14 protein-coding genes are annotated in these 19,281 nt (G+C 71.6%); 8 read left to right on the top strand and 6 right to left on the bottom strand.

Features of this window, described 5'->3' with window-relative positions; genetic code table 11:
• Positions 1-101: 101 nt before the first annotated feature.
• The 5 genes from ACIRR8_RS02390 to alc all read left to right on the top strand — a co-directional run bounded on the left by ACIRR8_RS02390 (position 102) and on the right by alc (position 5,075).
• Positions 102-413: a hypothetical protein gene (locus ACIRR8_RS02390; RefSeq protein WP_215037809.1), complete on the top strand. Its 312-nt coding sequence runs from the start codon at positions 102-104 to the stop codon at positions 411-413.
• Positions 414-2,561, top strand: coding sequence for a 4-alpha-glucanotransferase (gene malQ, locus ACIRR8_RS02385; protein ID WP_404058046.1), 2,148 nt, complete (start codon positions 414-416; stop codon positions 2,559-2,561).
• Positions 2,562-2,581: 20 nt separating this feature from the next.
• Positions 2,582-2,812: a hypothetical protein gene (locus tag ACIRR8_RS02380; RefSeq protein ID WP_404058044.1), complete on the top strand. Its 231-nt coding sequence runs from the start codon at positions 2,582-2,584 to the stop codon at positions 2,810-2,812.
• 95 nt (positions 2,813-2,907) lie between these two features.
• Complete coding sequence (locus ACIRR8_RS02375; RefSeq protein ID WP_404058042.1) at positions 2,908-3,819, top strand: LysR family transcriptional regulator; 912 nt, start codon at positions 2,908-2,910, stop codon at positions 3,817-3,819.
• A gap of 101 nt (positions 3,820-3,920) precedes the next feature.
• The gene (gene alc / locus ACIRR8_RS02370; protein WP_404058040.1) at positions 3,921-5,075 is read left to right on the top strand and encodes an allantoicase; all 1,155 of its coding nucleotides are present in this window, start codon (positions 3,921-3,923) and stop codon (positions 5,073-5,075) included.
• Positions 5,076-5,182: 107 nt separating this feature from the next.
• Here alc and ACIRR8_RS02365 read toward each other — a convergent pair whose 3' ends face one another.
• Both ACIRR8_RS02365 and pepN (ACIRR8_RS02360) read right to left on the bottom strand, forming a co-directional pair.
• Complete coding sequence (locus ACIRR8_RS02365) at positions 5,183-5,710, bottom strand: hypothetical protein (protein ID WP_404058038.1); 528 nt, start codon at positions 5,708-5,710, stop codon at positions 5,183-5,185.
• A 206-nt stretch (positions 5,711-5,916) separates the two neighbouring features.
• Positions 5,917-8,493, bottom strand: coding sequence for an aminopeptidase N (pepN, locus tag ACIRR8_RS02360; protein WP_404058036.1), 2,577 nt, complete (start codon positions 8,491-8,493; stop codon positions 5,917-5,919).
• Between the two features lie 124 nt (positions 8,494-8,617).
• Between pepN (ACIRR8_RS02360) and ACIRR8_RS02355 the strand changes: the two genes are divergently transcribed.
• Complete coding sequence (locus tag ACIRR8_RS02355) at positions 8,618-9,166, top strand: DUF1203 domain-containing protein (protein WP_404058034.1); 549 nt, start codon at positions 8,618-8,620, stop codon at positions 9,164-9,166.
• A gap of 82 nt (positions 9,167-9,248) precedes the next feature.
• Here the strand turns inward: ACIRR8_RS02355 and ACIRR8_RS02350 are convergent, their stop codons facing one another.
• The 4 genes from ACIRR8_RS02350 to pepN (ACIRR8_RS02335) form a co-directional block, all read right to left on the bottom strand.
• Positions 9,249-10,277 (bottom strand): aspartate-semialdehyde dehydrogenase, encoded by a 1,029-nt coding sequence (locus tag ACIRR8_RS02350; protein ID WP_404058032.1) that lies wholly within the window; start codon positions 10,275-10,277, stop codon positions 9,249-9,251.
• Between the two features lie 262 nt (positions 10,278-10,539).
• Positions 10,540-13,848 (bottom strand): S8 family serine peptidase, encoded by a 3,309-nt coding sequence (locus ACIRR8_RS02345; protein ID WP_404058030.1) that lies wholly within the window; start codon positions 13,846-13,848, stop codon positions 10,540-10,542.
• Between the two features lie 251 nt (positions 13,849-14,099).
• Positions 14,100-15,197, bottom strand: coding sequence for a hypothetical protein (locus ACIRR8_RS02340; protein ID WP_404058028.1), 1,098 nt, complete (start codon positions 15,195-15,197; stop codon positions 14,100-14,102).
• Positions 15,198-15,411: 214 nt separating this feature from the next.
• The gene (gene pepN, locus ACIRR8_RS02335) at positions 15,412-18,003 is read right to left on the bottom strand and encodes an aminopeptidase N (protein WP_404058026.1); all 2,592 of its coding nucleotides are present in this window, start codon (positions 18,001-18,003) and stop codon (positions 15,412-15,414) included.
• Positions 18,004-18,172: 169 nt separating this feature from the next.
• Between pepN (ACIRR8_RS02335) and ACIRR8_RS02330 the strand changes: the two genes are divergently transcribed.
• Together ACIRR8_RS02330 and ACIRR8_RS02325 are read left to right on the top strand one after the other, a co-directional pair.
• Positions 18,173-18,823: a DsbA family protein gene (locus ACIRR8_RS02330; RefSeq protein ID WP_404058024.1), complete on the top strand. Its 651-nt coding sequence runs from the start codon at positions 18,173-18,175 to the stop codon at positions 18,821-18,823.
• Positions 18,824-18,905: 82 nt separating this feature from the next.
• Complete coding sequence (locus ACIRR8_RS02325) at positions 18,906-19,253, top strand: VOC family protein (protein WP_404058022.1); 348 nt, start codon at positions 18,906-18,908, stop codon at positions 19,251-19,253.
• Positions 19,254-19,281 lie beyond the last annotated feature (28 nt).

Genomic DNA, 19,281 nt, shown 5'->3' with positions numbered 1-19,281 from the left:
CGTCATGACGCGATGTATGACGGGTAGGTCACGTCCAGGTCTGCGCATGCCAGGTCTGGGTAGGTCCTCAGGGTCCTGTTCTCCACGGCCAGGAGGCCACCATGCCCGCATCCGCGCAGCTTCTGCTCTCCGCCCTCTCCAAACAGGTACCCGCCCAAGCCGATCCCGCACCTCTCACCAGCGGCCTTCCGCTCGCCGATGTCGCCCACCTGATCAGCGGGCCGCCGCTCGCCGATATCTCCCTCCTGCTCGGTGAATCCCCGTATCCCGATGCCGCACCGCTGACCAGCGAGCCGCCGCTCGCCGATGCCACCCCTCTCACGAGCGAGCCTCCGCTCGCCGCCGTCGCCCCTCTGACCAGCGAGCCGACCGCACCCGGCACCGCAGGGGGCATGGAGTTCCCAGGAGTCTGAATGGGCTTGTCCCGGCTCGCCGCACTGCACGGTGTCGCCACCTCCTACTCCCCGTCCCCGGATGTCACGGTGTCCGTCCCCGACGACACGGTCATCGCCGTGCTCGCCGCGCTGGGCGTGGACGCCGGCACTCCGGAGGACGTACGGAGGTCACTCGTCGCCGCGGAGTCCCGCTCGCGCCTGCTGCCGCCGACCGTGGTGGTCTGGGCCGGTGAGCCGCTGCCGCCCCCGCTGACCGGACTGCCGCCCGGCTCGACCGTCACGGTCGAGCCGGAGCCGGCGGCCGTCGCAGACTCCGGCGCCGCGCCCGTCGGGGCCGTTCCCACCGAGGCCGCCGAGCCCGCCGCGGCCCGCACGGGCTCCGGTGCCGCCCCCGCCGGCTGGACCCAGCCTCCGTACGGCATCCACCGCCTCCACGTCCGTACGCCCGACCACCACGAGGCCACCGCCACCCTGGTCGTCGCCCCGGCCCGGGTCCCGCAGCCGCCAGAGCGGACCCACGGCTTCCTGGTCCAGCTCTACTCCCTGCTCTCCGCCCGCTCCTGGGGCATGGGCGACCTCGGGGACCTGGCCGACCTCGCCGCCTGGTCCGGGCGCACCCTCGGCTCCGGGTTCGTCCAGGTCAACCCGTTGCACGCGGCCGTTCCCGGGAAGCCCACCGACCCCTCGCCGTACCGCCCCTCCTCGCGCCGCTTCCCCGACCCCGTGCACCTGCACGTCGAGTCCATCCCCGAGTACGGGCACGTCCGCGACCGCACCACCCTGGAGGACCTCCACCAGGACGCCGCCGCGCTCAGCGAGGCCGTGCTCAACAAAGGCGCCCTGATCGACCGGGACGCCGTCTGGGAGCTGAAGCGGCAGGCCCTGGAGCTGATCGCCGAGGTCCCGCTCACCCCGGGCCGCCGCGCCGCCTACTGCGACTTCCTGGCCGAGCAGGGCCAGGCGCTGGAGGACCACGCCCTGTGGTGCGCGCTCGCCGAGGTGCACGGGCCCGACTGGCACGCCTGGCCCGAGCCGCTGCGCGACCCCCGCTCGGCGGCGACCGCCCGCGCCCGCTCCGGACTGCTGGACCGGGTCGACCTCCACTGCCGCCTCGCCTGGCTCACCGCCATTCAGCTCGCCGACGCCCAGCGGGCCGCCGAGGACGCCGGGATGGAGGTCGGCATCGTCCACGACCTGGCCGTCGGCGTGCACCCGGCGGGCGCCGACACCTGGTCCCAGCAGGATGCCTTCGCCCACGGCATGTCCGTAGGCGCGCCGCCGGACGCCTTCAACGCGCGCGGCCAGGACTGGGGCCTGCCGCCGTGGCGCCCCGACGTCCTCGCCGCCACCGGTTACGCCGCCTTCCGCGGCCTGCTGCGCGGCCTCATGGCCCACGCGGGCGCGCTGCGCATCGACCACGTCATGGGCCTCTTCCGGCTCTGGTGGGTGCCGGAGGGCAGGCCGCCGACCGACGGCACGTACGTCACGTACGACGCCGAGGCGATGCTCGCCGTCCTCGTCCTGGAAGCCCACCGCGCCGGGTCCGTCGTCGTCGGCGAGGACCTCGGCACCGTCCAGCCCGGCGTCCGCGAGGCGCTCGCCCGGCGCGGGGTGCTCGGCACCTCCGTGCTCTGGTTCGAGCGCGACTGGGACGGCGACGGCCGCCCGCTCGCCCCCGAGAAGTGGCGGCGCGACTGCCTCGCCACCGCCACCACCCACGACCTGCCCTCCACCGCCGCCCGGCTGACCGGCGACCATGTGACGCTCCGCCACCGCCTCGGCCTGCTCACCCGCCCGCTGGAGGAGGAGCTCACCGAGGACGTCACCTCCACCGCCGAGTGGCTGGCCCTCCTCGCCCGGCTGCGGATGCTCCCGGAGGGCGACGGCAACGAGGAGGCTGCCGTCCGCGCCGTCCACCGCTTCCTGCGCGCCACCCCCGCCCGGATGACCGGCATCTGGCTCCCCGACACCGTCGGCGACCGCCGCCCGCAGAACCTCCCGGGCACCTGGGACCAGTACCCCAACTGGCGGCTGCCCATCGCCGACCCGGACGGCCACCCCGTCACCCTGGAGGAGATCGCCGCCTCGCCCCGGCTGCACGGTCTGATGGAGGTCCTGCACCCCGCGAAGGCCCGTACGGCACCCCCGGGCGCGCGCCCCCGCTAGCCGTTCGCTACGTTGGCACCGTGGACAAGAAGAACGGAATGCGCGCCGGCGTCGTTGCGGCCGGGACGGCGCTGATGATGCTGCTCATGTCGGCCCCGGCTCTGGCGTACACCCGCGACGACGGTGACGACCCGGGCCCGGGCCTCAGCGCGATGGAGACCATCGGCCTCTACGTCATCGCGCCCATCGCCCTGTTCCTGGTGATCACGGCCCTGGTCATGGTCCTGGACAAGTCCAAGAAGCAGGTCTGACCCGCACCCGTACGCAGGATGCGCCGCCGGTAGGAGCTACCGCGCGGCGCATCGGCGTGTCCGGCATGCCGCCGCCCGCCCGGTAGGTTGCGGCCATGACCGAGTGGGACGTCAAGAAGCTCCGCATCCTGCGCACCCTCCGCGACCACGGCACGGTCACGGCGACCGCCGAGGCACTCCTGATGACCCCCTCCGCCGTCTCCCAGCAACTCACCAACCTGGCCAAGCAGCTCGGCGTGGAGCTCCTGGAGCCGCAGGGCCGCCGGGTCCGCCTCACCGACGCCGCCCACCTCGTCCTGCGCCACGCCGAGGCGGTCTTCGCCCAGCTGGAGCGGGCGGACGCCGAACTCACCGGCTACCTCCGCGGCGACGCCGGTGAGGTGCGGGTCGCCGCCTTCTCCACCGCCGTGCCCGCCCTCGTCGTCCCCGCCGTGCGGCTGCTGCGCGCCGAGGACCGGCCGGGGCCCGGCGTACGCGTACGGGAGGCCGAGGCGGCCCAGGCGTACGAGCTGCTCACCGCGGGCGAGGTGGACCTGGCCCTCTCGCTGGCCGCGCACGCCCCGACCGCCCGCGACCCGCGCTTCTCCCTCTTCCCGCTGCTCGCCGACCCGCTGGACGTGGCGCTCCCGGCCGGCCACCCACTCGCCGCCGCGCCCGCGCTGCGCCTCGCGGACCTGGCCGCCGACCGCTGGATCTTCGGCGGCTCGGGCCCGTGGTCCGAGATCACCACGGCGGCCTGCGAGGCGGCGGGCTTCGTCCCCGAGCAGGCCCACAGCGCCGCCGGCTGGACCGCGATCCTCGCGCTGGTCGAGGCGGGCATGGGCATCGCGCTCGTCCCCCGGATGGCCTCCCGCGAACAGCGCCGTGAAGGCGTGGTGATGCGGGTCCTGGAGGCGGACCAGCCGCGCCGCCACGTGGTGGCGGCGGTCCGGCACGGCGCGGAGAGCGGCCCGGCGGTGGCCCGGGTCCTCACAGCGCTCACGGAGGCCGCAGCATCGTTCAACTGAACCGCGTCGTTCAACTGAAACCGTATCGTTCAGTTGAGCTGAACAGTATCTGTGAAAACTTTCGATGGACCTGATGGTTCCGGTCGCGCGAAGGTAGCCACATGACCTTCGGCGCGAGCGAGACCACATTTCAGAACTCCGACACCGATCCCCACGCCAACGACGCCGCGCCCTACGGCGGCGGCGACCCCTACGCCGACTACCGCGAGGCCGGCGACCTGCCCTTCACCGAGCTGGTGGACCTCGCCGACCGCCGCCTCGGCGCCGGGGTGATCGCCGCCAACGACGAGTTCTTCGCCGAGCGCGAGAACCTCCTCCTGCGCGAGCGCGCCGTCTTCGACCCCGAGCACTTCGGCCACAAGGGCAAGATCATGGACGGCTGGGAGACCCGTCGCCGCCGTGGCGCCGACGCCGAGAACCCCTTCCCGGCCCCCGGGGACCACGACTGGGCGATCGTCCGCCTCGGCGCCCCCGGCATCGTCCGCGGCCTGATCGTGGACACCGCGCACTTCCGCGGCAACTACCCCCAGCGCGTATCGGTACAGGCCGCCGCCGTCGAAGGCGCCCCGAGCCCGCAGGAGCTGCTCGCCGACGACGTGAAGTGGGAGGAGATCCTGCCGCCCACGCCCGTACGCGGCCACGCGGCCAACGCCTTCGAGATCACCGGCGGCCGCCGCTACACCCACCTCCGCCTCTGCCAGCACCCCGACGGCGGCATAGCCCGCCTCCGCGTGCACGGCGAGGTCGTCCCCGACCCGGCCTGGATCGCCGCGCTCGGCACGGTCGACCTGATCTCGGTGCTCAACGGCGGTACGTACGAGGACGCCTCCGACCGCTTCTACTCCTCGCCCACCCAGATCATCCTGCCGGGCACCTCCCGCAAGATGGACGACGGCTGGGAGAACCGCCGCCGCCGGGTCCGCGACACCAACGACTGGGTCCGCTTCCGCCTCCCGGCCCAGGGCGCGATCCGCGCGGTCGAGATCGACACCGCCTACCTCAAGGGCAACTCCGCCGGCTGGATCGCCCTCCAGGGCCGTAACGGCGACACCGGCGAATGGTTCGAGATCATCCCGCGCACCCGCCTCCAGCCCGACACCCCGCACCGCTTCGTGCTCCGCGCCCAGGCCGTCGTCACCCACGTCCGCCTCGACGCCTTCCCCGACGGCGGCGTGGCCCGGATGCGACTGCACGGCGGCTTCACGGAGTCCGGCACGGCCGAGCTGACCCGCCGCTACGAGGAGTCCGGCGCGTGACCCCGTAACGCTCCGGCCCCCCAGTTTCCGCCCGGCGGACGGCTGCGCTCCTGCGCCCGCCCGCCGGGCGGTCTCCAACGGCCCGCGGTTCAGGAACGGCTCGCGGTTCAGGCGACGTACGCGGAGAACCGCAGGGTCGTGGCCAGCACCAGCCAGGTGCCCCACGCGAACGCGCTGTTCGCGGCGTTGCAGAACATCTCGCCCGTGCAGTCGGTGGGCCGGTCCTGCCAGGCGTGGACGGTCAGGGAGTGGAAGCCGAGGGAGCGGGAGAAGGCGAAGCGGATGTGCATACCGCTGCCGAGCTGGTGGCCCGGCAGTGTGTTGATCTGGAAGAAGTCGTTCCCGATGTACTCGACCTCCACCGGGTTGCCGCCCAGCAGCTCGCAGCGGGCTCCGGCCCGGATCCGGCTCGGGCAGCCGCCGCTGACCGGGAAGAGCCAGAAGTGGTCCGTGAGTTGCTCGCGGACCTCATGCGCCTCGGTGAACGGATGGAGCCCGAGGCCGTACCCGTATGTGTAGAGGTCGTGGCAGCCTGCCGGACCGGCCCGGCAGTCCGCGCGCGCGGACTGCGCCGGGCCCGTCAGCAGACCCGCGCACAGCGCCAGCGCGACCGGCACGGCGGCGAAGCCGGGCATCCGAACCCTCCCGTGGCCTGCGACCGAAGCTCTTGCGACGACCCTTCGGACCGTAGGCCACGGGAGACCACCCCGCGCGCGGGCGTACGGCAAACGCGCGGGCGCACGCCGATGCGGCACAAGAGCCGGAGCGCACCGGCCTACGCCAAGGGGGCGCCCCCTCCACCGCAGCGGAGAGAGCGCCCCCGGGCGCGTACCGGAAGCGACTAGGCGGTGGCCGCCGCCGCGTCCGCCGCCTGGGCCTTCAGGGCCCGCTCCACGCCCGACCGCGACTCCGACATCAGCCGGCGCAGGGCCGCGCTCGGCTCGGCCGAGGCCAGCCACGCGTCGGTGGCGTCCAGGGTCTCCTGGGAGACCTGGAGCGTCGGGTAGAGGCCGACCGCGACCTGCTGGGCCATCTCGTGGCTGCGCGAGTCCCAGACGTCCTTGACCGAGGCGAAGAACTTCTCCGTGTAGGGGGCCAGCAGCTCGCGCTGGTCCGGTTGGACGAAGCCGCCGATGACCGCCTCCTGGACCGCGTTGGGCAGCTTGTCGGCCTCCACGACCGAGGCCCACGCCTGCGCCTTGGCCTCCTCCGAGGGCTGCGAGGCCCGTGCGAAGGCCGCGTGGCGCTCGCCCGCCGCCGTCCGGTCACGCTCGTACTCGGCGGCGATCTCCTCCTCGTCCAGCAGGCCGACGGCCGCCAGCCGCTGCACGAACGACCAGCGCAGCTCGGTGTCGACGGTCAGGCCCTCGATCGACTCCGTGCCGTCCAGCAGCGACTGGAGCAGGTCCAGCTGCTGCGGGTTGCGGGCCGTCGCCGCGAAGGCACGGGCCCACGCCAGCTGGTGGTCGCTGCCCGGCTCGGCCGCCCGCAGGTGCGCCAGCGTCGCCTCCGTCCACTGGTTGAGCGCGGCCTCGCGCGTCTCCGGCGCGGAGTACAGGTCCAGGGCCGTCTTCAGCTGGCGGTGCAGCGACTGGACGACGCCGATGTCCGACTCCTTGCCGATGCCCGAGAGCACCAGCGAGAGGTAGTCCCGGGTCGCCAGCTCGCCGTCCCGCGTCATGTCCCAGGCGGAGGCCCAGCACAGGGCGCGCGGCAGCGACTCGGCGAAGTCGCCGAGGTGCTCGGTGACGACCCGCAGCGACTCCTCGTCGAGGCGGACCTTCGCGTACGAGAGGTCGTCGTCGTTGAGGAGGATGACGGCCGGACGGGCGGTGTTCTCCGGGAACGGCACGGTGGTGCGCTCGCCGTCGACGTCCAGCTCGATCCGGTCGGTCCGGACGAGCTTGCCGCTGCCGTCGAGGTCGTAGCAGCCGACCGCGATCCGGTGCGGGCGCAGCGTCGGCTCGCCCTTGGCACCGGCGGGCAGCGCCGGGGCCTCCTGGAGGACGGTGAAGGAGGTGACGTGTCCGTTCTCGTCGGTCTCGATCTCCGGGCGCAGGATGTTGATGCCGGCCGTCTCCAGCCACGCCTTCGACCAGGTCTTCAGGTCACGGCCGGAGGTCTTCTCCAGCGCGCCCAGCAGGTCGGACAGGCGCGTGTTGCCGAAGGCGTGCGCCTTGAAGTACGCCTGCACGCCCTGGAAGAACGCGTCCTCGCCGACGTACGCCACGAGCTGCTTGAGGACGGAGGCGCCCTTGGCGTACGTGATGCCGTCGAAGTTGACGATGACGTCGTCCAGGTCCCCGATGTCCGCCATGATCGGGTGCGTGGAGGGCAGCTGGTCCTGCCGGTACGCCCAGGTCTTCATGGAGTTGGCGAACGTGGTCCAGGAGTGCGGCCACTTCGAGTCCTCGGCGTCCGCCTGGCAGGCGATCGAGGTGAAGGTGGCGAACGACTCGTTGAGCCAGAGGTCGTTCCACCACTCCATCGTCACGAGGTCGCCGAACCACATGTGGGCCAGCTCGTGCAGGATCGTCTCGGCCCGCACCTCGTACGCCGCGTCCGTCACCTTCGAGCGGAAGACGTACTGGTCGCGGATGGTGACCGCGCCGGCGTTCTCCATCGCGCCCGCGTTGAACTCCGGGACGAAGAGCTGGTCGTACTTGGCGAACGGGTACGCGTAGTCGAACTTCTCCTGGAACCAGGCGAAGCCCTGCCGGGTGACGGCGAAGAGGTCCTCCGCGTCCAGGTACTCGGCGAGCGAGGGGCGGCAGTAGATGCCGAGCGGGACGGACTGGCCGTCCTTCTCGTAGCTGCTGTGCACCGAGTGGTACGGGCCGACGATGAGCGCCGTGATGTACGTGGAGATGCGCGGCGTCGGCTCGAACGTCCAGACGTCGTCCTTCGGCTCCGGCGTCGGCGAGTTCGAGATGACCGTCCAGCCGGACGGGGCCTTCACGGTGAACTGGAAGGTCGCCTTCAGGTCCGGCTGCTCGAACGAGGCGAAGACGCGGCGGGCGTCCGGCACCTCGAACTGGGTGTAGAGGTAGGCCTGCTCGTCGACCGGGTCGACGAACCGGTGCAGCCCCTCACCGCTGTTGGTGTACGCGCAGTCCGCGACGACCTTCAGCTCGTTGGCGCCCTCGCGCAGGCCGGCCAGGGCGATCCGGGAGTCGTGGAACACGGCGGCGACGTCCAGCGCCTCGCCGTTGAGCACGGCCTCGTGGACGGCGGGGGCGACCAGGTCGACGAAGGTCTCCGCACCCGCCTCCGCGGAGTCGAAGCGCACGGTGGTCACGGACCGGTAGGTGCCGCCCCCCTGCGCTCCGGAGAGGTCGAGATCGATCTCGTACGCGTCCACGGTCAGCAGGCGCGCCCGCTCCTGTGCCTCTTCGCGGGTCAGATTCGTGCCAGGCACGCGGTCATCTCCTAGGTGTGCGACTTGGTATGCGGCGTTTCCGTCATCCTTCCATGGGCCGCACTCCCAGCGCGATGTCCGTTTTCCGCCGGACGCGGACGGCTCCGGGGGCCAGGCTCGAACCATGACCGGATACCAGCTCCGCGCCACCACCGGATACGAGCCGCGCCTCGTCGCCCGGTACGAGCCGCACCCCATCGCCCCCGCCGCGCTCGCCGCGCTCCGCGCCATCGACGACGCCGGCCGCCCCTGCGCCCCGTACCGGGATACGGGGGCCGGCGCCCCCCTCCGCTGCTGCCTGCGCGGCAGCGAGCCGGGGGAGCGCGTCGCCCTGGTCTCCTACGCCCCGCTGCGCCGCTGGGCGGCCGCGACCGGGGCGGCCCCGGGGGCGTACGACGAGCAGGGTCCCGTCTTCATCCACGCCGAGGAGTGCGCGGGCCCGGACCCGGAGCGCCAGAGCTACCCCTTCTCACGCCCCGGCGCGCTGCGCACGGTGCGCCGCTACGACGCGCGCGGACACATCGCCGGCGGCCGACTGCTGGAGATCCTGGCCGAGGCGGAGAAGGGCTTCGACGCGGCGTTCGACGAGGCGTTCGCGGATCCGGAGGTGGCGCTGGTGCACGTACGGGCGGTGGAGTACGGGTGCTTCCACTTCGAGGTGCGGCGGCCCTGAGGCACGCACACGAAGGGGCGGCCACGGATGCACTCCGGTGGCCGCCCCTTCCGTCGACGCGTGCGCGTACAAGGCTCGCGCGTCAGCCCTTCAGCTCGGCCGCCACCAGCTCCGCGATCTGGACGGCGTTCAGCGCGGCGCCCTTGCGGAGGTTGTCGTTGGAGACGAAGAGTGCGAGGCCGTTGTCGACCGTCTCGTCGACCCGGATGCGGCCCACGAAGGAGGCGTCCTTGCCGGCCGCCTGGAGCGGGGTCGGGATCTCGGAGAGCTCGACGCCCTCGGCGTCCTTCAGCAGCTCATAGGCGCGCTCGACGCCGATCGGGCGGGCGAAGCGGGCGTTGATCTGGAGCGAATGGCCGGAGAAGACCGGGACGCGGACGCAGGTGCCGGAGACCTTCAGCTCCGGGATCTCCAGGATCTTGCGGGACTCGTTGCGGAGCTTCTGCTCCTCGTCCGTCTCGAACAAGCCGTCGTCCACGATCGAGCCCGCCAGCGGCAGCACGTTGAAGGCGATCGGGCGCTTGTAGACGGCCGGCTCGGGGAAGTCCACGGCCTCGCCGTCGTGGGCCAGCTTCTCGGCGTCGGCGACGACCTTGGACGCCTGGCCGTGCAGCTCGGCGACGCCGGCCACACCGGAGCCGGAGACCGCCTGGTACGTGGCGACGGTCAGCGCTTCGAGGCCGGCCTCTGCGTGCAGCGGGCGCAGCACGGGCATCGCCGCCATCGTGGTGCAGTTCGGGTTGGCGATGATCCCCTTGGGCCGTACGCGGGCGGCGTGCGGGTTGACCTCGGAGACGACGAGCGGGACCTCGGGGTCCTTGCGCCAGGCGGAGGAGTTGTCGATCACCACGGCGCCCTGGGAGGCGACCTTCTCGGCCAGCGCCTTGGAGGTCGCGCCGCCGGCGGAGAACAGCACGATGTCCAGGCCGGTGTAGTCGGCGGTGGAGGCGTCCTCGACGGTGACGGCCGTGTTCCTGAAGCCGATCGTGGAGCCCGCGGAGCGGGCGGAGGCGAAGAGCCGCAGCTCGTCGACGGGGAAGTCCCGCTCGGCCAGGATCCTGAGCATGACTGTGCCGACCTGACCGGTGGCGCCGACGATTCCGACCTTCACTGGAACTCCTCTGTACGTGAGCACGTGGGCTGTACGTGCGCGCGGCCCGATTACCGCCCCATCATGCGTATGACCCGGCACGGCTTGTCCAATCCATTGTCCGACCTGCGGGCTCTCCGCGCGAGGGCCGCAGAATCTGCATCGGCCGTGCGTGCCAAGGGGAACATCTGCGGCCCGGGCCGCCGCCTGTGACGAGGAACACGCACAGCGGGGCGGGTGCTCGTGGAGAGCGCCCGCCCCGCTGCTGTTCGTACGGTGTCCGTTACGGCGTGACCTTCTCGATCACGACGCTGCCGGTGCCCGCGGCGGTGCCGCGCGCGTTGACCAGCTGGACCTCACCGAAGAACTGCCGGCCCTCCGGAGCCGCACCGGCGACCACGACCTCCGCGCCGACCTGCGCCGAGGCGCCGTTCGCCAGGCTGTAGGTCTTCGACGTGTCGACCTTCAGGGTGCCGAGCGAGGCCGCGTAGTACACGTCGCGGTAGTCGTACGTGGTCGACCCGGACGGAACCGAGTAGCCCTCGACGATGACCGTGTACGTACCGGCGGCCGGGTTGGCCAGGCTGACCTTCTCCTCGGAGCCGGCCGTCGTGCCGCTGCCGACCTGGGTGGCGCCCCGGAAGACGTACAGGTCGAGGTCGGCGTTGGCGTCCGACGTACCGCCGATGGCGAAGTCGAGCTTCTCGACGCCCGCACCGATGGTGACCGTGGTCTGACGGGTCTGGCCGGTGGAGATCGACGGCTTGTCGACCTTGGCCGAGCCCAGCGAGCCGCCCTTGAGCTTGCCCTCAAGAGGCGCGGCGGTGTTGGTGACCTTCCAGTTCACCGCGGCCGGGGCGCCGATCTTCGCCTCGGCGATGGTCTGCACCGCCGGGTCGAAGGAGGCACCGAGGATCGACACGTCCAGCTTGAACGGGTTGTCCAGCAGCGGCGACGTACGGCGCGACTCGACCTCGACCTCCCACACGCCGGGGTACGGGTCCTTGTAGGAGCGCACGTCCGGACGGCAGGTGTTGGCCGGGTTCTCGTAGTTCGGGTAGCAGTTGACCGTGGAGGTCGGGTCGACCGGCGTCCCGTACGGGTGCAGGGCGATGAACCGGGTCTGGCTGCCCGAGCGCAGCGCGCTGAGGGCGACCTCAAGGGTCTTGGCGCCCTCCGGCACGTTGAAGAAGTACGAGGTGGTGCCGTTGCGCTGCACCGAACTCGACGACTTGAACGCGTAGCCGGGGCTGTTCAGCTCGTGGGCGACGACGACCGTGGACATGACCTGGTGGTCGATGCCGACGGTCTTGTTGTCGTCCAGCTCCAGGATGGCGCTGTGCACGCCCGCGGTCTTGGCCTTCGCCGTGACCTTCAGCTTCACCGGGGTGTCGAGCGGCAGCGAGACGTACTCGGGGCTGCTCAGCTTGAAGGTGCCGTCGTTGTTCTTCCACGACAGCTTGTGCTGGACGTTGCGGTCCGGGCCGGTGGTGCGGGTGACGGTGATCTCGTAGACCTTCGTCTCGCCGACCTTCAGGCCGCCCTCACGGTCGTAGAGGCCGGTGCCGAAGCCCGGGTCCTTGAGCGCGAAGTCGATCGCGGTGTCGACCGGTGCCTTCACCTTGTACTCGTGCGCCGGGTTGCCCTTCTTGGTGATGAGCTTCCAGGCGGCGACGATGTCGATCAGACCGGAGCCCTGGACGTGCGCGGGCACGTCCTTGATCTGGCTCGCCGAGCTGGTCAGCGCGACACGCAGGTCGGCCGGGGGCAGCTCCAGGTCCTTCTGCTTCGCGGCGGAGAGCAGCAGGGCCGCCGCACCGGCGGCCTGCGGCGAGGCCATCGAGGTGCCCTGGAGCATCGAGTAGCCGGGCGGCAGGGCGTAGCCCGCCTCCTTGACCGGACCACCCTCGGACCAGGTCTGGGTGGTGTTGATCGCCGCACCCGGAGCCGAGATGGTCGGCGTGAAGCCGCCGTCCTCACGCGGACCGCGCGAGGAGAAGGGGAGCATGTCGTACTTCTTGGTGACGTTGGAGCCGTAGTTCGCGGCCCACGTCTCCTTGGAGATCGACGCGCCCACCGAGATGACGTGGTCGGCCAGGGCCGGGTCACCGATGGTGTTGAGGCCCGGGCCGCTGTTGCCGGCCGAGATGACGAGCTGGACGCCGTAGATGTCGACGAGGCGCTTGTAGAGCTCGGCGCGGGCGTTGTTGCCGTCGTTCAGCGGCGGCAGGCCGCCGATCGACATGTTGACGATGTCGACACCGCGGTTGACGACGAGGTCGATCATGCCCTCGGTCAGCGCGATGTTGGTGCAGCCGCCGGACCAGGTGCAGGCGCGCGAGGAGACGACCTTGGCGCCGGGCGCCGCGCCGTTCATCGCGCCGCCGAACAGGCCGTTGGCCGCGGTGATGCCCGCGACGTGCGTGCCGTGCGAGCCCTCGATGACACCGATGTTGACGTAGTCGGCCTTGGCGCCGGCCGCGTTGTAGACCACGTTCTTGCGGGTCTCGACGACGAACGGGATGCGCTCGACGACCTTGGTGCGCGGGTCGTCCTCGCCGAAGTACTCGACCTGGAACTTGTCCTTGTACGGCTTGAGGGCCTTGTCGTCGGAGAAGTCCGCGTTCTCGTTCAGGTCGACCCGGACGGTGCCCTTGACCGGGTCGTAGAGCACGCCCCAGACGTCGGTGGTGTCACCGTCGCGGTTGAGGTCGCCCGCCATGTCGCCGCCGGTGGTGGCCGACTCGGCGAAGGTGGCGAACTTGTAGCTGCCCTCCGGAGCCGAGTAGGTCTTCCCGCCGACCGTGAACGTCGGTCCGGTCACGGTCTGCGTCATCCGCAGCCAGGTGCCGTCGCCGTCGTTGACCGGGTCGGTGGCGGTCACCCAGTCGACGATCTTGCGCTCGCCGGTGGTGGTCTTCTTCAGGGCCGGGTGGCCGAGGTCGACACCGGAGTCCAGGACACCGATGGTGATCCCGCGACCGTCGGCCGTCGGGTTCTTCTTGACGAAGTCGACCGCGCCCGTCTCGAAGGAGGGGTTGTACGGGTTGGCGGCGGGGGTGTTCTTGCCCGGCGCCGGGTAACTGCCCGTGGCCTTGACCTGCTTGGCGCCGGCCGCCCGGTCACCCGCGGGCGTCGGGTCGTCCAGCTTGATCTCCTGCTTGAGATCGATGCCGAGCACGGACTTGAGCTTGGAGGCCGCCTCGATGGTGGCCTCGGCGGTGCCGGTCGGCACCGTCGCCCGGACGTAGCCGAGCTTGTCGTAGGTCTGGCCGAGCACGGACCCCTTGACGGCGTCCAGCTGCTCGGTGACCTGCTCGGTCGCCCCCGGGGTGGTGGCGATCATCATCGTGATGTTCTTCTCGCCCTTGGCCTCGGCCTTGGCCAGAACCTCGGCGTCGGCCTTGCCGAGCTTGTCGCCCTGGTCGCTCGTGGCGGCCGGTTTGACGGGTGCCGGTGCCGGGTCGTCGACGGCGAACACCGGTGCCGCGCCGGAGGCCGCGAGGGCGGCGGCCAGGCCGGCAGCGGCGGCTATGCGCGCGGCTCGTCTCGCCCCGGGTATGGAGCTGGGGGATTCCTTGGTCATCAGCATCCCTGTAATTGAAAGAGAGAGTCCGGAATTCGGTACCGGATGACCGCTCACCCTGTCGTAAATGACAGGGCTTTGTGGAGAGTTGACGGAGACGAGACAGGTACATGGCATAGATCCGCCACCGGGGACGATGCGTCACACGGGATGAATGAGGCGAAAGTGCCTGCTGGAATTGATCATTCCGCCTCTGCGGTCCGGACCACGGCCCGGGTGGTCCGGACCAGTGGCACCCGTGACACCTCGCGCCGCGATCACCGCGGCAGCACCACCAGATACGCCGCCGGCTCCCGGTCGTCCGCCGCCATCAGTGCCGTACGCACCACCGTGGCCTGCTGGTCCACCGCCTCGCACAGCTTCCCCGGGGTGAGGTGGACGACCGTGACCCCGAGCCGCTCCAGCCGCTCCCGCTTGGCGGCGTACGCGGACCACTGCGGGTCCTCAGCACGCCCCGGCCCCCGGTTCCCGCCGCGCCACCCCTTCTCCGGCGCACCGAACCGCGGCGCGCGCGTGTCCAGTTCGACGGCGACGGCGAGATCCGGCCAGTACGCGTCGACCCCGCCCAGCTCCGGCCCGCCCGGCAGCCGCAGCTCCACGTTCCACAGCGGCTCCGGCAGCCCGTGCTCGCGCACCATCGCGTACAGCCGCTCCTCCGCCGCCGCCCGTCCCGCGGCCAGCAGCGCGTCCACCGCACCCACCACCGCCGGCCGCCCCAGCACCCCGGCCGCGCTCAGCTCCCGCACCACCGCGGCCGGTTCGCTGCGCCCGGCCCGTACGGCCTCGGTCAGCAGCCGGGTCACCTCCGCCACCTCGGTCAGCCCCGCCACCGCGTCCGCCAGCGCCCGCTCCACCGGGGCGACGGGCACTCCGGCCAGTAGCACCGGCTCGGGCAGCGCGGCGGTGGCCCGCACCACCTCCACGAACCGGGACGAGCGCAGCCGCCGGGTGCGCGGCACCAGGACGTCGATCCGGTGCAGCGCCTCCAGCTCCGGCGCCGCGGCGAAGCCGTGCAGCGCGAGCGCCGCGAGCCCGGTCACCATCGCCTCGCCGAACCCCGCGTCCGTGTGCTCCGGGGACGTGCGCCGGGAGGAGACCGGCGGGCGGCCGGCGTACAGCAGGGCGCCGTGCAGCCGCTCCCGGCCGCCGGGCGGGCCCGGGTGGAGCAGATAGACGCCGGGGAGCAGGTGCTGCCAGGGGCCGCCGGGCAGGCAGTGCGCGGACGTCTGCGCGGCGGAGACGCCGCGTGCGCGGAGCTGGGCGGCGGAGAGGACGCGGCGCGTCACGTCCTGGAAGTGGTGCGAGGGGCGGGGGAGGCGCGAGGACAGGGGGGAGAGCGGGGTGTTCTGGGTCATGGGCGATGATTTCCCGCCAACTCAGGGTCTCTTAACCCCTGTTACAGAGCCGTCGACAATTCCGGACAACGCAGCCCTAAAGTAAGGATGTTCGACAGCCGAAAAGAGCGATTGTGCCCGAATTGGCCAGGGGGCGCATCCGGTCAGATGTGCGAGCGCCACTTTCGCGCCGCGCGCACCTCCTGATCGCGCGCCCCCTGAACCGCCCTCTCTCCTACGCCCGCGCGTCGCACTCCTGCCCGCGCAGCACCCGCGCCAGGTCGTCGCGGGCCTCCAGGACCAGCCGGCGCAGCGCCGGAGCGGCGTCCTCGTGACCGGTCAGCCAGGCGTCGGTCGCCGCCAGGGTCTCCGGGCTGTCCTGGAGGGCCGGGAAGAGGCCCTTCACCACATGCATGCCGATCTGGATGGACCGCTCCGCCCAGACCCGCTCGATCGCCGCGAAGTAGCGGTCCGCGTACGGCGCCAGCAGCTCCCGCTGCGAGGGCTGCTCGAAGCCCGCGATCGTCGCCTCGACCAGCGCGTTGGAGAGCTTGTCCGACTCGACGACCGCCGCCCACGCCTGCGCCTTGACCGCCTCTGAGGGACGCGAGGCCAGGCACCGCACGTGGTGGCGCTTGCCGGACGCCGTGTCGTCCCGGGCCAGTTCGGCGTCGATCGCCGCCTCGTTCGCCACGCCGTGCGAGGCGAGCGGCGAGAGGAAGGCCCAGCGCAGCTCCTGGTCGACCTCCAGCCCGTCGATCCGGGCCGTGCCCTCCAGGAGCCCGCCGAGCAGCTGGAAGTCCGCCTCGGAGCCCGCCACGGCCGCGAAGAACCTGGCCCACGTCAGCTGGTGCTGGCTGCCCGGCTCGGCTCCCCGCAGCTCGCGCAGCGCGCCCTCGGCCAGCGCCCGGCCGCCCTCCTCGCGCCAGGCAGGGGCGGCGTAGTTCACCAGCGCCGACTGCGCCCAGGCGTGCAGCATCTGCAGGACGCCGATGTCGCTCTCGCGCCCGGCGTGCGCCAGCACCAGCGCGACGAAGTCGCGGGCGGGCAGAGCCGCGTCCCGGGTCAGGTTCCACAGGGCCGACCAGCACAGGGCACGGGCCAGCGGGTCGGTGATGGAGCCCAGGTGGTCACGGAGGGTCGCCAGGGACCCCTCGTCGAAGCGGACCTTGCAGTACGTGAGGTCGTCGTCGTTGACCAGGATCAGATCGGGCCGCTCCGCCCCGGCCAGCTCCTTCACCACGGTGCGCTCGCCGGCCACGTCCACCTCGGCCCGTGCGTACCGCGTCAGCTCGCCCTCCGGCGTACGCCGGTACAGGCCGACCGCGACCCGGTGCGGGCGCAGCTCCGGATGGGACGGAGCGGCCTCCTGTACGACGGTCAGTTCCGTCAACGCGCCGGCCTCGTCGTACGCCGCGACGGGGGTCAGCACGTTGACGCCGGCCGTCTGCAGCCAGGAGCGCGACCAGGCCGTCATGTCACGCCCTGAGGTCTCCGCCAGCACCGAAAGAAGGTCACCGAGACGCGTGTTGCCGTAGGCGTGGCTCTTGAAGTAGCGCCGCGCCCCCTCCAGGAACGCCTCCCGCCCCACGTACGCGACGAGCTGCTTCAGTACCGAGGCGCCCTTGGCGTACGTGATGCCGTCGAAGTTCAGCTTGGCGTCCTCCAGGTCACGGATGTCGGCCGTGATCGGGTGTGTGGAGGGCAGCTGGTCGGCGCGGTAGGCCCACGCCTTGCGGTTGTTGGCGAAAGTGATCCAGCCGTTGGTGAAGCGGGTCGCCTCCACCATCGAGAAGGAGCCCATGAAGTCCGCGAAAGACTCCTTCAGCCACAGGTCGTCCCACCACTCCATGGTGACCAGGTCGCCGAACCACATGTGCGCCATCTCGTGCAGGATGACGTTGGCGCGCCGCTCGTAGGCGGCCGAGGTGACCTTGCCGCGGAAGATGTACTCCTCGCGGAAGGTGACCATGCCCGGGTTCTCCATCGCCCCGAGGTTGTACTCCGGCACGAAGGCCTGGTCGTACTTCCCGAAGGGGTACGGGTAGTCGAAGTTGTCGTGGAAGAAGTCCAGGCCCTGCTTGGTGACCAGGAAGACGTCGTCCGCGTCGAAGTGCTTGGCGAGCCCCTTGCGGCACATCGCGCCGAGCGGGATCTCCAGGGTGGTGCCGTCCTCGAACGTGCGGCTGTAGTGGTCGGTCACGTAGTGGTACGGACCGGCGACGACGGCCGTGATGTACGTGGAGATCGGCCGGGTCTCCGCGAACCGCCACACCCCGCCCTCGTGCGACTCCTCGGCCCCGTTGGACCAGACCCGCCAGCCGTCCGGCGCGGTCACCTGGAAGCGGTAGGGCGCCTTGAGGTCCGGCTGTTCGAAGTTGGCGAAGACCCGGCGGGCGTCGGCCGGTTCGTACTGCGTGTAGAGGTAGACCTCGCCGTCCTCCGGGTCGACGAAGCGGTGCATGCCCTCGCCGGTCCTGCTGTACGCGCACCGGGCGTCGACCACGAGGACGTTCTCGCCCTCCAGGAGCCCGTCCAGCGCCACCCGGGCGCCGTCGAACACAGCGGCCGGGTCGAGCGCCTTCCCGTTCAGCGTCACGGCGTCCACACCCGGCGCCACCAGGTCGGCGAAGGTCGAGGCACCGGCCCGGGAGGAGCGGAACCGGATCGTGGTGAGCGACCGGAACGTGACCGGCCCCCCGCCCCCGCCGGCCCCCTCGGGCCCGTCGACGGCGGAACGCAGGTCGAGCTCGACCTCGTAACCGTCGACGGTCAGCAGCTCGGCCCTCTTCTGGGCCTCGTCGCGGGACAGGTTTTCACCGGGCACGGGCACTCCTTCGTGACGCGCGTCATGTGTCGTGTTCGAACCTATTGATCCTTGCACGCGTCCGTGGCGGCCGGTATCCGGTCGGCCGGCAGCGGCCGGTCCGGGAATGGGAGACCTTCAGGGAGTGTTCTGGACCACAGCAGCACCAGGCCATTCCATGAGGAGAGAGATGTCCCAGAGCACCCCCGCGAACGGCAAGACCCCGGCCGACTTCTGGTTCGACCCGCTCTGCCCGTGGGCGTGGATGACCTCGCGCTGGATCCTGGAGGTCGAGAAGGTCCGCGACATCGAGGTCCGCTGGCATGTGATGAGCCTCGCCGTCCTCAACGAGGACAAGCTGGACGACGTCCCCGAGGAGTACCGCGAGATGCTGGCGACCCAGGCGTGGGGCCCGGTCCGGGTCGTCATCGCCGCGCAGCAGCTCCACGGCGACGAGGTCGTCGGCCCGCTCTACACGGCGCTCGGCACCCGCTTCCACAACAACGACGAGGGCCCCACCCGCGAGGCGATCGTCGGCGCCCTCAAGGACGCCGGCCTGCCCGAGGACCTGGTGGAGTACGCCGACAAGGACACGTACGACACCGAGCTGCGCGCCTCCCACCAGGAGGGCATCGACAAGGTCGGCCAGGAGGTCGGCACCCCCGTCGTCGCCGTGCCCGGCGCCGACGGCGAGCAGGTCGCCTTCTTCGGTCCCGTCGTCACCCCGGCCCCCAAGGGCGAGGACGCGGCGAAGCTCTGGGACGGCACGCTGCTCGTCGCCTCCATCCCGGGCTTCTACGAGATCAAGCGGACCCGCACGCAGGGCCCGATCTTCGACTGAGACCGGGCCTTCCGCCTGGTGGGGCCGGGAGCACGCGCGTGCTCCCGGCCCGTTGTCAGTGCCGGACCGTACGGTGAGGACCATGCGAATCTCACCGGAGATGATCACGATCGACTGTCCCGACCCGCAGGCCCTCGCCGCCTGGTGGGCCACGGCGCTGGGGGTGGAGGGCACGCGGGACTACGGCGAGTTCGTCATCGTCCCCGCCACGCCGCTGGTCCTCGGCTTCCAGCGGGTGCCCGAGCCCAAGTCCGTCAAGAACCGGGTGCACGTCGACTTCGCGTCCCCCGACCGCCCGGCGGACGTGCGGCGCCTGGTGGGGCTGGGGGCGACGGTGATCGGTGAGCACTCCATGCACGGCCTGGCCTGGAACGTCCTGCAGGACCCGCAGGGCAACGAGTTCTGCGTGGCGGACGAGGGCACCCAGTGACCTGAGAGGCCTCCGGCCCCACCCCTTG

This window comes from Streptomyces sp. NPDC101178, from assembly GCF_044767965.1.
Lineage (GTDB): Bacteria > Actinomycetota > Actinomycetes > Streptomycetales > Streptomycetaceae > Streptomyces.
The sequence above is the reverse complement of the archived record's forward strand: the minus strand, read 5'-3'. Positions and strand labels throughout refer to the sequence as shown.